The following is a 13,562-nucleotide window of genomic DNA, read 5'->3' as shown; positions in this document are numbered from 1 at the left end:
GATGCACTATCGGAATCAGGCCCTTGAGTCCCTCACCGCCTAGAATTAAACCAGTCCAACTTTTGGGGGCCAGTTCAAGCGGGGAAGCTGGTTGCGGGGTTGGGTGTACTCGTCTGCAGAGCGAGAGTTAGTCTTGGCCGTATCCACGGCTGCGGGAGCGCTTGCGCTCACGCGCGGTGCGCGGGCTCCACATCACCACGGAAGTGGACCGTGGGACATGGACAAGCTCACCGCTGCGCTGCGGACGGCGTCCAGCGGCCTGCTCGCGCAGGGCCCGGACCTCTTCAGCTAAAGCGTCGCGCTCGGCCTCGAGTCGATCGCGTTCCTCGGTCAACTCGATAATGGACTTGATGCCGGCAAGGTTGACGCCATCGTCTTGGGATAGTGCTTGAATCTTGCGCAGCAGCTCGATATCCCGGTCGGAGTAGCGGCGGCCGCCGCCACGGGTACGAGCCGGGGAGACTAAGCCCATGCGGTCATAGGTGCGCAGGGTTTGGGCGTGCATTCCGGATAGTTCCGCAGCTACGGAGATGACGTAGACCGCGGTGCCGGAATCTTCTGCCTTTCCAGTGCTCATTTCTTAACACACCTCCTGCCTTAAGCATTCTCGGCGCCGGCCCAACCCGCACGCGGGTTGAAACCGGAGTCCTTCTCCGCTTGAGCATAGGTGCGCAGGGCGCTAGAGGCAGCGGCATCGAGCTTGGTGGGCACGGTGACCTGCACGGTAACCAGCAGATCACCGGAGTTGCCACCGCGCTTGGCGATGCCCCTTCCGCGCACCCGCAGCGTGCGTCCATCCGGCGTTCCAGCGGGGATCTTCACGCGCACCGGGTTATCCAAAGTAGGAACCGCGATGGTATCGCCCAAGGCCAGCTCCGTGAAGGAAACCGGAACGGTGACATGGAGGTCATCACCCTCGCGAGTAAAGACCTTGTCCGGCTTTACAGTCACCGCTACGAAGAGGTCACCGGCGGGAGTGCCGTTGGGACCTGCTTCGCCCTGGCCGGCGAGGCGGACCTTTTGTCCATCGATGACGCCGGCGGGGATGCGCACGGTGATATTGCGGGTGCGGTGAACCGTGCCGGTGCCGTGGCAATCCTTGCACGGATCCGTGATGCGGCGGCCGGTGCCATCGCAGTCCTTACACGGGGCAGAGAAACCGAAGGCGCCACGGTTTTCCGAGGTAAAACCGGTACCGCTGCAGGTGCCACAGGTAGAGGTCTTGCCGGAAGCGGAACCCGAGCCGTGGCACGTGGTGCACGGCGCATTGCCGCTGAGTGCAAGGGGAATGGTGGTTCCCTTAGCGGCCTCTCGGAAGTCGAGGGTTATTTCCGTTTCGACGTCGGCCCCCCGCGACGGTTTAGCTGAGTGGCCAGCACTACCGCCGCGGTTGAAAACGCTACCGAAGATATCCCCAACACCGCCGCCTTGAGCCGATCCTCCAGCGGATCCTCCGAAGAGGTCCGAGAGGTCGAATTCTTGCGCACCTTGTCCACCCATGCGCGTGGATCGAAACCCGCCGGGAAATCCGGCGCCTCCCATCCGTCCAAAGCCGCCTCCATTGCGGAGCATGGCCTTGAACTGGTCGTATTCCTTGCGCTCGGTGGCGTCGGAAAGCACGTCGTAGGCTTCCGCAACCTTCTTGAACTTTTCCGCTGCCGCGGGGTCGTCCGGGTGGGTATCGGGGTGGTTTTCGCGCGCTAGCTTGCGGTAAGCACGCTTAATCTCGTTCTGGTCTGCGGACGAGGAGACCCCCAGATCCGCATAGTAATCTTTGTCTGCCCATTCGGGTTTAGCGCTCACTGGGCATCTCCTCCTTTCAAAGAGAATCGATACAAGTTAAGTAAAAGGGCGCCGCGGGAAGGTCACTAGTCAATTCCCAGGGCGCCCTTTATGTTATTTACTCGGATTCTTCCGAGCTGCCGGACTCATCGCTGGGGTCCGCGATGATGACCATGGCATTGCGTACGAGCCTGTCGCCCACGCGGTAGCCCTTGCGCAGCACGGTGCCAAGCACCTGCTCATCGCCGGAGGACAAGTCCTGCACGGCTTCGTGGACCTCAGGGTCGAAGGCATCGCCTTCCTCACCAAAGGCAGCGAGGTCGTGCTTTTCCAACGTGCCGTGGAGCTTATCCGCAAACGCCTTGAGCGGGCCTTCCAAGTCGCCGTGTTCACGAGCCAGTTCCAGGTCATCAAGGACAGGCAGCAAATCTGCGATGACCTTGGCCTTGGCGGTCTCGATTACGGCCTGGCGGTCGCGCTCGGTGCGGCGGCGGTAGTTGGTGTATTCCGCATTGAGACGCTGCAGGTCTTCTGTGCGTTCTGCCAACTGTGCTTCCACATCGCTAGCGCCGGTACCTGCGGGCTCTTCGCCCGCTGCTTCGGCTTCTACCTCATCAGCGTTGACATCTGCCAGCGCTTCTTCGAGGTCAGCATCGAGGGTGGGATCCAGCTCGGCTTCTTCGGTGGCGTCAGCCTGTGCTTCCTGCGCAGCCTGGGCCTCCTCGGCCTGCTCGGCAGCAGCCTCAGCGCGGTCAGCCGAGGTAGCCTCCGGATCCGTGTTTTCCGGGTCGCCTGGGTTGTGCGGCATTCCGCTGTCCTGAGTCATTACTTGTTGCCATCCTTGTTCTCGTCCTCGTCAACGACCTCAGCGTCGACGACGTTCGGGTCACCCTGCGCAGCACCAGCATCGGCAGCACCCTCGGCGCCTGCCTCAGCAGCCTGTGCCTCGTAGATCTGCTTGCCCATCTCCTGGGATTCGGTGGACAGCTTCTCCACTGCGGACTTGATGGCCTCGAGGTCATCGCCCTTCAGAGCCTCATCAACGGCGTCAGCAGCCTCGGTGACCTTGGTCTTAACGTCCTCGGATACCTTGTCAGCATTGTCATCCAAGAACTTGCGGGTCTGGTAGGAGGTGGACTCTGCGTTATTGCGCAGCTCCTGCTCCTCGCGGCGCTTCTTGTCCTCTTCAGCGTGCTGCTCAGCATCCTTGACCATGCGGTCGATTTCTTCCTGGGACAGGCCGGAACCATCCTGAATCTTGATGGTGTTTTCCTTGCCGGTGCCCTTGTCCTTTGCGGTCACGTGGACGATGCCGTTGGCATCGATGTCGAAGGTGACCTCAATCTGCGGAACACCGCGCGGTGCCGGAGCAATACCGCCGAGCTCAAAGGAGCCGAGCAGCTTGTTAGCAGTAGCCATCTCGCGCTCGCCCTGGAAGACCTGGATCTGTACGGAAGGCTGGTTGTCTTCCGCGGTGGTGAAGGTCTCGGACTTCTTGGTCGGGATGGTGGTGTTGCGCTCGATGAGCTTGGTCATCACGCCACCCTTGGTCTCAATGCCGAGGGACAGCGGGGTGACGTCGAGAAGCAGCACATCCTTAACCTCGCCACGCAGCACGCCTGCCTGCAGGGCAGCGCCAACTGCAACAACCTCGTCCGGGTTAACGCCCTTGTTGGCATCCTTGCCGGTCAGTTCCTTAACCAAGTCAGATACGGCTGGCATACGGGTGGAGCCACCAACGAGAACAACGTGGTCAATATCGCCGACGGAAAGGTCAGCGTCCTTAATGACCTGGTTGAACGGAGCCTTGGTGCGGTCCAGCAGATCCTGGGTGATCTTCTGGAACTCGGTGCGGGTCAGGGTCTCATCCAAGAACAGCGGGTTCTTGTCGGAGTCAACGGTGATGTACGGCAGGTTGATGTTGGCCTGCTGGGAGGAGGACAGCTCAATCTTGGCCTTCTCTGCAGCCTCGCGCAGACGCTGCACGGCGCGCTTATCCTTGGTCAGGTCAACGCCCTGGGAGGTCTTGAAACGGTCTACCAGCCAGTCGACGATGCGCTGATCCCAGTCATCGCCACCCAGCTCGTTATCGCCAGCGGTGGCCATAACCTCAACGACGCCATCGCCGATTTCCAGCAAGGAGACGTCAAAGGTGCCGCCACCCAGGTCGAATACCAGGATGGTCTGCTCCTGCTCGCCCTTTTCCAGGCCATAAGCCAAAGCAGCTGCGGTTGGCTCGTTAACGATACGGAGCACGTTCAGGCCTGCAATCTGGCCAGCTTCCTTGGTGGCCTGACGCTGTGCATCCTCGAAGTATGCAGGAACGGTAATAACGGCGTCAGTAACATCTTCACCAAGGTAAGCCTCTGCGTCGCGCTTCAGCTTCATCAGCGTGCGAGCAGAGATCTCCTGGGAGGTGTAATCCTTATCATCAATGTTGATCTTCCAGTCGGTGCCGATGTGGCGCTTGACGGAGCGAATGGTGCGGTCAACATTGGTTACCGCCTGGTTCTTAGCGGACTGACCGACCAGGATTTCGCCGTTCTTTGCAAAAGCAACGACGGAAGGCGTGGTGCGGGAGCCCTCGGAGTTAGCGATAACGGTGGACTCGCCACCTTCCAGTACGGAAACGACGGAGTTCGTCGTACCAAGGTCAATACCTACTGCGCGTCCCATGATTTCTTCTCCTTTTATCTTGGGGTAATAAATAAAGTTGACTGCCAGTGACTCAACTTCTCGTTGCGTCCGAGCGCTACTGTAACAGAACTTCTACGTCCAGTCACACAACCTTGAGTCTGTGTCACTCAATCTCTACAACGAGTAGCCTACAAAAGTTATTCCTCGGGACTCAACTTTTCTTGTAAACCTTGCTTTTCTGCAGCTCAGCGCCGCCCGTGCCGACGCCCCACTCCCCCACCTCCCTCACGATCACCCCCTTCGCTCAACACTGCCCCATACCCAAACGGAACTCCTTAAATAACCCTAAGAGGATCCAAAAGTCACCTCAGAAAGGATCCAAAAGAGGATTGGCAGCCCGCCCCCGCTACCGCATACTAGGAATCACAGCAGTTAAGAGCTGCTACCCCAGAGAGAGATTGTAGTTTTACTCCGCCGATCCGAAAGGAATGTATATGTTCGATTCCCTCGCAGACCTCAGCTCCGCCATCGACTTCGAGGCACTTATCAAGGGCATCAAGGGCCTCATCGAGGCTTCCTCCGAGTCCAACACCGACTCCGAGGGCCTGTCCTCCGTATTCGAGGGCCTGTCCTCCAAGGATGACGCAGAGGCTGCTGCAGAAGCTAAGTAATTAGCCTTCTGTACTCCTTCATGAAGACCAGCTAAACCCCCACCTTCTTCCTCCGCCCGGAACCCATCACAAGGAACCGCGCACGAAGGTGCGGGGGTTTCGCTGTTTTCAATCGCTGTTTCACGTTCGCTGTATTTACACTAGGGAGATAAAACCCATTGAGCCTTAGTATCCAGGAAGCGTGGACCGCACCGTGTCGAAACCTTCACAGCCGCCCCTTCACCAACGCATCCGCGCGGCTATGACCCTGCAGCGAACAGCCGCTTTAACTGCGGTGATTTGCGTGGCGCTGACATTACTTGGCGCATTCCTCACCCCCACGGAGTATCAATTATCCGCAGCAATCTTGGGGTTAATCCTTACCGTGATTAGCACCTCCGCCTATCGCTGGCCCTTGGGAATGGCTGCCACATTCGTAATCACCTGGATTATCGCGGCCATTCTAACCAGAACCCCTTTAATCAGCTCTGTATTTTTGGCCCCAGTCTTTCTTGCTGTTGTGGCCTATCACGGAAGGCACGGGCGTACAGTCGCAATAGGTTTCATTCTATGGTTCTGTGGCCTCGTCGATCCCGTATCGTTTAAGTTAAGTTTGCATCTTGCCCCCGCGCTCACATGGGGAATGTTAATTGGAGTTGGCGGCGTAATTGGAGCTATTTTTGCTCATTCGGCAGATCGCTATAGGTCCGCCATGGTGGAGTGGAACGATGACGTGAAGCGCCGCCAATCCGACCTCGCAGAAACCTTGCACAATTCGGTTGTTTCTAACCTCACGGTAAACACCATGCAGCTAGAGGCTCTGAGCCTCGAATACTCCAAACATCCAGAGCTAGCGAAGAAACTCGATGAGCTCAGTGATTCCATGCGTTCTTCCATGTCCGAAGTACGTGCACTGACCAAGGTCCTACGAAATAATATCGATGGAATTAACGACGGCATGAGTTTTGGTTCAACCACAAAACCAACCAGCTTTGCCCAGCTCATCTCAGAGGAAGAAGAACGCCTTTCCCGTCTCAATCGATCACCCGTTGTTGAGGTCAAGGGCGAGGAGTTTGCGCCAGAATTTCCCCAAGAAATTCTCGAGCCCATTGCAGCCATCACCACAGAAGCCTGCCTAAACGCGGTGAAGTATTCCCCACCAGGGGCGGAGATTGTAATTTCCGTTCGTCCCCATATGGGCTGGACGGTCATCACCATCACCAATCCCGTAGCCAAACCAACAAGCAAGAACATCGAAATGTCCTCCGGCATTGGCATGTCCTCCATGAATCGGATTGCAGCCACGATTGACGCGCGATTGGACACGGAATTGGAATCTGAAAAATGGGAACTGAATCTATTTCTGCCGCCCAGCGCCCATAAGCGGCGTTAGTTCCACCACGTTGAATAGCAAAGGCTTAATTCTTACACTAAGCTTTCGCTTGTTTCTGCCTATTCACACTTTCACAAAAGGAGCGCCTTGATGCAGGCCGCACTCACAAGTCTTCTCACCCCACTCATGTTGTCTTCTTCCATCTTCGGCGCCGGTCTTACCCCTGGTGAGCTGCCAAAGACCACGGAATACGCATCCCCTGTCGATATCGCTTTTGGTTGCCCGGCCCCATGGTGCGGGAAATAAAAACATCTCTCTTGGTCGTCGATGACGACCCACTTGTCCTTGAGGCCCTGGGGCGCTACTTCGCCTCGGCTGAGGACATGGAGGTGCGCGCCACCGCAGAAAATGGCAAGGTCGCCCTCGAGCTTTTGCAAGAGCAGGACTTCGACGTCATCGTCGCGGACATCCATATGCCCGAGATGGATGGCACGACCCTCTTGCGCGAGGTCAACAAGCTGGAAGAACCACCGGTTTTCGTTGCGATGACCGCGATGGACAATGACGAGACCCTCAAAGAGGTCATGTCCAATAAGGCCGCGGCCTATATTTTGAAAAGCTCCAAGCCGGTCTACATTTTGGATACCGTGCGCGAGGCCGTGCGCGGAGGCACGGTTGTCACCCCACAATCGCTTACCCGCTTGTTTGAGCAGCTTCCTAATTGGAATGCTGAGGGAACCAGCGCCGATGCGGCAGCCGCAACCGCAAAGATAAAGGACAATCACCACATCTCCCCTGCGCTAGAGCAGGTCCTGGACTTGGTCTGTCAAGGAAAGTCCAACGAAGAGATTGCCAAGAGCACGCATTATGCACCGGGCACGGTGAAGAAGTATGTGTCCACCCTGCTCAGTGAATTCCACGCCAAGTCGCGCCTCGAGCTGGCAGTGAAGGCGCTCAAGGCCGGCTACGGTTCTTAGAACCCAATTGTTAGACAATCCGGGGGTGGACTACCCCCGGATGAGCCAATACCCCCTCTAAACCCCACATGCTGGGGTTTATTTTTTGTTTTTCTACCCCCGCTTACCGTTTTTCAAAGGAGACTAGCATCACGTTTACCGCTTTCCTATAATTACGGCAACACAAAAGTTCATAGTATTTCCCAGGCAACAATTGGAACCTGAACCTGCAGGGTTGCCGCACGTCAGAGCGTTATAGCGCTCGCGTTTTCCTTTAGCCTTACATAGTCACGTCATAGAAAGCAGGTGAGTGTTGAACACCAACCTGGCGCGCGTTCGTCGCAGCAGCGATAGGCCTCCCGTCCGCATTCTGCCCGCATAGTGGCCCGCTGAACATCGCACTTCACTCCGAATCCCTGCGACTCTCACTTTGCGTCGCGCGCACCCGCGTGTTCGCTCCTCACCCGACTGCAGCCCTGCAGCACCACATAGCTCACCGCTTACATCCCAGCCGTCCGTATCGCCCGGCAGCCCACTGTCCGGCACGAATACTGCTAGCGGCTCCGGGGATGTGACCCGTTTGAAAAAGAGGTAGAACCCATATGACTTCTCCTGCCAATACCCGCTTGCCCATCTCGGATGATGTGGAAGCAGTCCTGCCCGCAGCGATTAGCCGCGCACACGACTGGTTGAAGTCCACTGCGGACGAAGAAGATAAGGCCACCGAACAGCTCGCGGACCTGCTGCGCGATGAGGACGGCGTGAAGTTCACCATGGACTTCGTCGACCGCGTCATGCGCCCAGAAGATGACAAGGTTGCCGCGCACGCGCTGAAGGATATTTCTTCCCACTATGACCCGTCGTTCCTGGGCAGCATCAATGGTGCACTCGTTGGTGCCGGCGGTTTCTTCGGCCCCATCCTGCCGAACCTGGTCATGCCAGTGGCCCGCCTGTACATGCGCAAGATGGTAGGCCACCTGGTTCTGGACGCCGAGTCTGATGCCCTCAACAAGATCCTGGACAAGGCCGCCGAATCCGGTGAGCAGCTTAACCTCAACCTGCTGGGTGAGGCCGTACTCGGTGAGGAAGAGGCGAAGTCCCGCGCGGAGCGCACCCTCAAACTCATCAAAAACCCCCGCGTGACCTACGTATCGGTTAAGGCTTCCTCCATGGTGGCCCAGCTCAACCACTGGGATATCGATGGCTCGGTAGAGCGCCTCAAGGAGCGCTTGCGCCCGCTGTACCAGGCTGCGGCTGACCGCACCGACAAGGTCTTTATCAACATGGACATGGAGGAGTACCACGATCTCCACCTGACCATCCGCCTCTTCAAAGAACTGCTCAGTGAGCCGGAATTCCTCACCCTGGATGCCGGCATCGTGCTGCAGGCTTACCTGCCAGATACCTTCGACGCGCTCAAGGATGTCGCCGACTTTGCCAAGGAGCGCGTGGCTAAGGGCGGCGGCACGGTCAAGGTGCGCATTGTAAAGGGCGCGAACCTATCCATGGAAACCGTGCAGGGCGAGGTCCACGATTGGCCGCTGGCTACCTACACCAACAAGCTCGACGTTGACGCCAACTACTACCGCCTATTGGATTTCATTCTGCGCGAAGAATACGCCGATAGCGTCCGCATCGGTGTAGCAACCCACAACCTCTACACCGCGGCAATGGCCTATGAACTGGGCAAGAAACGCGGCGTGCTGCACATGATGGATTCGGAGATGCTGCAGGGCATGTCCCCAGCCCAGCAGGCAGCGGTGCGCAAGGTCTTTGACGGCCGCCAGATCCTCTATACCCCGGTTGTCCACGCAGAAGACTTCGACGTCGCCGTGTCCTACCTGGTGCGCCGCTTGGAGGAGAACTCCGCGCCGCAGAACTTCCTCTACGCCCTCTTCGCCCCGGGCGAGGAGCCGTTGGCGGACCAGGAAGAGACGTTCCGTCGGGCCGTCGCCAAGCGCTGGGACACCTTCGCTGGTGCCCGCCGCACCCAGAACCGCCTTGAGGAGGACGGCCGCCAGGCACCGCGCACCGGCCGCTTTACCAACGAGGCAAATACTGACCCGGCGCTCGCGCCGAACCGCCAGTGGGCGCAGGAAGCGCTCAAGCGCAATCCGGGCGAGCACGGCATCGCGGAGGTCACCGATCCTGCCGCGGTCGAAGGTCACATCGCTCGCGCCAAGGAGCTGGGCACCGAGTGGGGCAAGCGCCCTGCCGCCGAGCGCGCCGCCGCACTGGAGGCCGTGGCAGATCAGATTGCGTCCCAGCGCGGCAAGTTCATCTCCGTGGCTGCGTATGAGGCCAATAAGACTGTTACCCAGACCGACCCTGAGGTCTCTGAGGCGATTGACTTCTGCACCTACTACGGCCAGTCCGCGCGCCTGCTGGAAGAGTCTTATTCCGAGTTCACCCCGCACACCGTCACCGTGGTAACCCCGCCCTGGAACTTCCCCATTGCCATCCCCACGGGCGGCATTGCTGCCTCCTTGGCGGCGGGCTCGGCGGTCATCGTCAAGCCAGCACCGCAGGTGGTTCACTGCGGCAAGCTCGTGGTGGAGGCCTTCCGCACCGCCCTCGAGGCGCAGGGACTAGACCCGGACCTGGTCCAGCTCGTGCTTACTGATGAAGGCGAAGCCGGCAAGGCTCTGCTCTCCCACGATGACGTGGACAATGTCATCCTCACCGGCGCCTCCGATACCGGCGCGCTCTTCCGTTCTTGGAAGCCGAAGATGAACATTATGGCGGAGACCTCCGGCAAGAACGCGCTCATCATTACCCCAGCCGCAGACCCGGACCTGGCCATCGATGACCTCTACAACTCCGCCTTTGGCCACTCCGGTCAGAAGTGCTCGGCGGCCTCCCTGGTTATCTTCGTCGGCGCGGCCGGCAAGTCCGAGCGCCTGCGCACCCAGCTGCTGGACGCCGTCAAGACCCTTAAGCCGGGTCCGGGCTTCGATATCACCACCACCATGAACGGCCTGGCGGAAGAGCCGAGCGAAAAGCTCCTGCGCGGTTTGACCCAGCTCGAGCCGGGCGAGAAGTGGCTGCTCAAGCCGGAAAAGCTTAACCAGGAGGGCACCCTGTGGTCCCCGGGCATCCGCGATAATGTGCAGCCGGGCTCTTGGTACCACAAGAACGAGTGCTTCGGCCCCATCCTGGGCATCATGTACGCCGATACTTTGGAAGAGGCCATTGCCTGGCAGAACGACACCGGCTATGGCCTGACCGGCGGCATCCACTCGCTTGACGACGCCGAAATTGAGTACTGGATCGACAACGTTGAGGTGGGCAATGCCTACGTCAACCGCGGCATCACCGGTGCGATTGTCCAGCGCCAGTCCTTCGGCGGTTGGAAGAAGTCAGTCATGGGACCGGGCGCCAAGGCTGGCGGCCCGAACTACGTGGCGCAGATGGGCGAGTGGGCCGATGGCGAGCTCAAGCCGCGCAACGTGGACATTGCCCCAGCTAGCCTCGCCGCGCTGCACCGCCTGCGCGATAACCTCTCTGACAAGCTCACCGAGGAGGACATCACCTGGCTGTGGCGCGCCGCTGAACTGGACCAGGTGGCGTGGCAGGAAGAGTTTGGCCGCAATCACGACCGCACCGGTTTGGTTTCTGAGGCCAATATCTTCCGCTACCGCCCGCTTCTGACCAAGCTGCGTGTGCGCGTGGGCGAAGGCTACGAGCTGCGCGAGGTCGCTCGCCAGGTGCTAGCCGCTGCGATTACCGGTACCGCCACGGAAATCTCCGCCACCCCGGAGGTTGCCACCCAGTTGCAGGACTTGGGCTTCGACGTCAAGGCCATCACCGACGAGGCTTTTGCCACCGACGTGGCCAATGACGCCTCCTCCCGCGTGCGCGCCCTGGGCACCGTGCCGGATTCCATCTACGAGGCCGCGGTGCGCTCCAACTCCGTGGTGCTGGACCAGCCCGTGCTTGCCGACGGCCGCCGTGAGCTCATTCCTTACCTCCTTGAGCAGGCAGTTTCGGTTACCATGCACCGCTTCGGCATTATCCGTAACGTAGGTAACCTGCGCGACGAGTAATCCCCGGCCGCGTCAGCGGACGCGTTAAAGGAACTGAAGGGAGGTAGCGCCCCGCCCGTGGCCGCTACCTCCTTTTTCGCATATGCGCTGCGAGTTTTATGTGGCATAGTGGTAGGCAATGTCTACGTCAGATAATTCGTCTTCCCGCGACGAGGCCAAGCGCCCGTCTGCGCAGGAAAAAGGCAACGCAACCCAGATCCAAAAGCCGGGCGAGGAAGATTCTCATACCCTCGTCGCTTATGATGACGCGCACCTTGGTGCAGAGGCTGCCAGCGAACACCCTGCCGAGCGCGACGATAAATCCGCCGTCTTGGCCAAGGACTTCCGCACCATGGCCAAGGTCTCGGTAATCTTTATCCTTATCGTCGCGGGCCTAGCGCTGGCCGGCTACCTGCTCAAGTTCATTTGGGTAGGCCTGCTGCCGGTCTTGCTCGCCATCCTCGTCTCCACGGTGCTCTACCCCATCAGCGCGTGGCTGCGCAGTAAGGGATTCCCGCGCTCGCTCGCGGCGGTGAGCACCTTGCTCGGCCTCATCATCATCTTCTGCGGCGTTTTTGCCGCCATGGCCCCGGTAGTCACCAGCCAGAGCCAAACGCTCATTAACCAAGCCGAAGAGGGAATCAACCAGCTCACGGAGATGGTGGAAAAATCCCCCATCGATATCCAAAGTGACCAGCTACAGTCCGTGCTCCAGGACGTGGTCAAGTTTGCCAAGGGCCAAGCCTCCACCATCGCCACCGGCGTTATCTCTGGTTTCTCGATGGCCAGCTCCATCGTCGTGGCCGCGCTAATCATGCTCTTTGTCACCTTCTTCATCATTAAAGACGGCGACAAGTTCCTGCCGTGGCTGCGCAAGTACACCGGCAATTCCACCGGCTGGCACGTCACTGAACTCGGTGCCCGCATCTGGAAGACCTTGTCCGGCTTTATTCAGGCGCAGGCCGCCGTGGCCATGGTGGACGCTGTCCTCATCGGCCTTGGCCTGTGGGCGTTGCAGGTTCCACTCGCGCTCGTCATCGCCGTCGTGACGTTCTTCGCCAGCTTCATCCCGATCATCGGTGCCGTGACCGCCGGTGCTTTGGCGGTTATTATCGCCTTGGTATCCAATGGCCTGACCAATGCGCTATTGGCCTTGGCCCTCATCATCATCGTCCAGCAGGTTGAGGGAAATCTCCTACAACCACTGCTGCAATCCAAGGCCATGGGACTGCACGCGGCCGTTGTCCTACTCTCCGTCACCGTCGGCTCTACCCTGGCAGGCATCGTCGGCGCCTTCCTCGCCGTCCCCGTGGCTGCAACCATCGCTGTTGTGGTGCGCTACCACGCCGAGATGGCCGCACTGCGCTCCGGCGAAGTCGAGCCCTCTGATATAGACATCATCACCGGCTCCAAGGACGACCCTGAAGACTTCAGCGACGTCGCCTTCGAACACGCCGAGACCCCACGCGACAAGGTAGAGCAGCTCTACCAGTCCATGAGTCCGCTGAGCTAAGACTCAGCCACCACTAGCAGCGCGCCGGCCCTCCCCGGCGCGCTTTTAATTTTTTAGCGCAGGAAACCTAAGTCCGTAGCGGCCGAGGCGAGCTGGCGCGCACCGCGGTCAAGGACGTTGGCCCAGGTGCCCTTGGAGTCCTCATTGGCGGAATCGGACACCTGCTTAAGCAGGGTGCAGGGCACATCGAAGCGCTGGCATACTGCGGCGATGGAATAGCCTTCCATGTCGCACAACTGCGACTTCTTGGCCAACTCGGTGCGCAGGGCGGTATCGGAGACAAACATGTCGCCCGTGGCCAGTCCGCGCACCGGCAGGCGGCCGGAGGTCTCGAGCTCGATGGCCTCTGGCAGCAGGTAGCGGTTGATATCGGTAAGCACTTCTAGTTTGAAATCGTGCTTGGTGACCTTGTTGATTTCGAAGACGCCGGCCATGCCGTCGACAAGCGCGCCGGCCGTGCCAATGTTGACCACGCGATCGGGAAGGGCGCCGTTAGCGCGGGCGTCGGCAAGAGCTTCCGTCAGGGCAATGGCCGCCGGAACCGTACCGATTCCGGTGATGAGCAGGGGTTCGCCTTCCGGAATGTGGGCGGCTTCCGCATCCACGGCGGCGACGAAAAGGGTGCGTCCGTTGAGATTCTCCATGCCTGCGAGAATACCTGCCCGC

Annotated in this window: 10 protein-coding genes; 5 read left to right on the top strand and 5 right to left on the bottom strand. The window is 59.4% G+C overall.

Features of this window, described 5'->3' with window-relative positions; all coding sequences use genetic code 11:
* Window positions 1-127: 127 nt before the first annotated feature.
* The 4 genes from QP915_RS09355 to dnaK all read right to left on the bottom strand — a co-directional run bounded on the left by QP915_RS09355 (window position 128) and on the right by dnaK (window position 4,458).
* Window positions 128-577, bottom strand: coding sequence for a heat shock protein transcriptional repressor HspR (locus QP915_RS09355; protein WP_284766668.1), 450 nt, complete (start codon window positions 575-577; stop codon window positions 128-130).
* A gap of 20 nt (window positions 578-597) precedes the next feature.
* Complete coding sequence (gene dnaJ, locus QP915_RS09350) at window positions 598-1,803, bottom strand: molecular chaperone DnaJ (RefSeq protein WP_005325525.1); 1,206 nt, start codon at window positions 1,801-1,803, stop codon at window positions 598-600.
* A 97-nt stretch (window positions 1,804-1,900) separates the two neighbouring features.
* Complete coding sequence (grpE, locus tag QP915_RS09345) at window positions 1,901-2,608, bottom strand: nucleotide exchange factor GrpE (protein WP_284769153.1); 708 nt, start codon at window positions 2,606-2,608, stop codon at window positions 1,901-1,903.
* Window positions 2,608-4,458 (bottom strand): molecular chaperone DnaK, encoded by a 1,851-nt coding sequence (gene dnaK / locus QP915_RS09340; RefSeq protein ID WP_005325523.1) that lies wholly within the window; start codon window positions 4,456-4,458, stop codon window positions 2,608-2,610. Before dnaK ends, grpE begins: the two co-directional genes overlap by 1 nt.
* Before the next feature lie 455 nt (window positions 4,459-4,913).
* Between dnaK and QP915_RS09335 the strand changes: the two genes are divergently transcribed.
* From QP915_RS09335 to QP915_RS09315, 5 genes are all read left to right on the top strand, one after another.
* Complete coding sequence (locus tag QP915_RS09335) at window positions 4,914-5,090, top strand: hypothetical protein (RefSeq protein ID WP_005329347.1); 177 nt, start codon at window positions 4,914-4,916, stop codon at window positions 5,088-5,090.
* 181 nt (window positions 5,091-5,271) lie between these two features.
* Window positions 5,272-6,462 carry a sensor histidine kinase gene (locus tag QP915_RS09330; protein WP_284769152.1) on the top strand — a complete coding sequence of 397 codons (1,191 nt, stop codon included), beginning with the start codon at window positions 5,272-5,274 and terminating at the stop codon, window positions 6,460-6,462.
* A gap of 257 nt (window positions 6,463-6,719) precedes the next feature.
* Window positions 6,720-7,379, top strand: coding sequence for a response regulator (locus QP915_RS09325; RefSeq protein WP_284769151.1), 660 nt, complete (start codon window positions 6,720-6,722; stop codon window positions 7,377-7,379).
* 581 nt (window positions 7,380-7,960) lie between these two features.
* Window positions 7,961-11,404: a bifunctional proline dehydrogenase/L-glutamate gamma-semialdehyde dehydrogenase gene (locus tag QP915_RS09320; protein ID WP_284769150.1), complete on the top strand. Its 3,444-nt coding sequence runs from the start codon at window positions 7,961-7,963 to the stop codon at window positions 11,402-11,404.
* 118 nt (window positions 11,405-11,522) lie between these two features.
* Window positions 11,523-12,896, top strand: coding sequence for an AI-2E family transporter (locus tag QP915_RS09315; RefSeq protein ID WP_284769149.1), 1,374 nt, complete (start codon window positions 11,523-11,525; stop codon window positions 12,894-12,896).
* Between the two features lie 53 nt (window positions 12,897-12,949).
* Here QP915_RS09315 and QP915_RS09310 read toward each other — a convergent pair whose 3' ends face one another.
* The gene (locus tag QP915_RS09310; protein ID WP_284769148.1) at window positions 12,950-13,540 is read right to left on the bottom strand and encodes a nucleosidase; all 591 of its coding nucleotides are present in this window, start codon (window positions 13,538-13,540) and stop codon (window positions 12,950-12,952) included.
* Window positions 13,541-13,562 lie beyond the last annotated feature (22 nt).

This window comes from Corynebacterium sp. MSK158, from assembly GCF_030229085.1.
Lineage (GTDB): Bacteria > Actinomycetota > Actinomycetes > Mycobacteriales > Mycobacteriaceae > Corynebacterium.
Note: the sequence above shows the minus strand (reverse complement) of the source record. Positions and strands in the feature narration are given on the sequence as shown.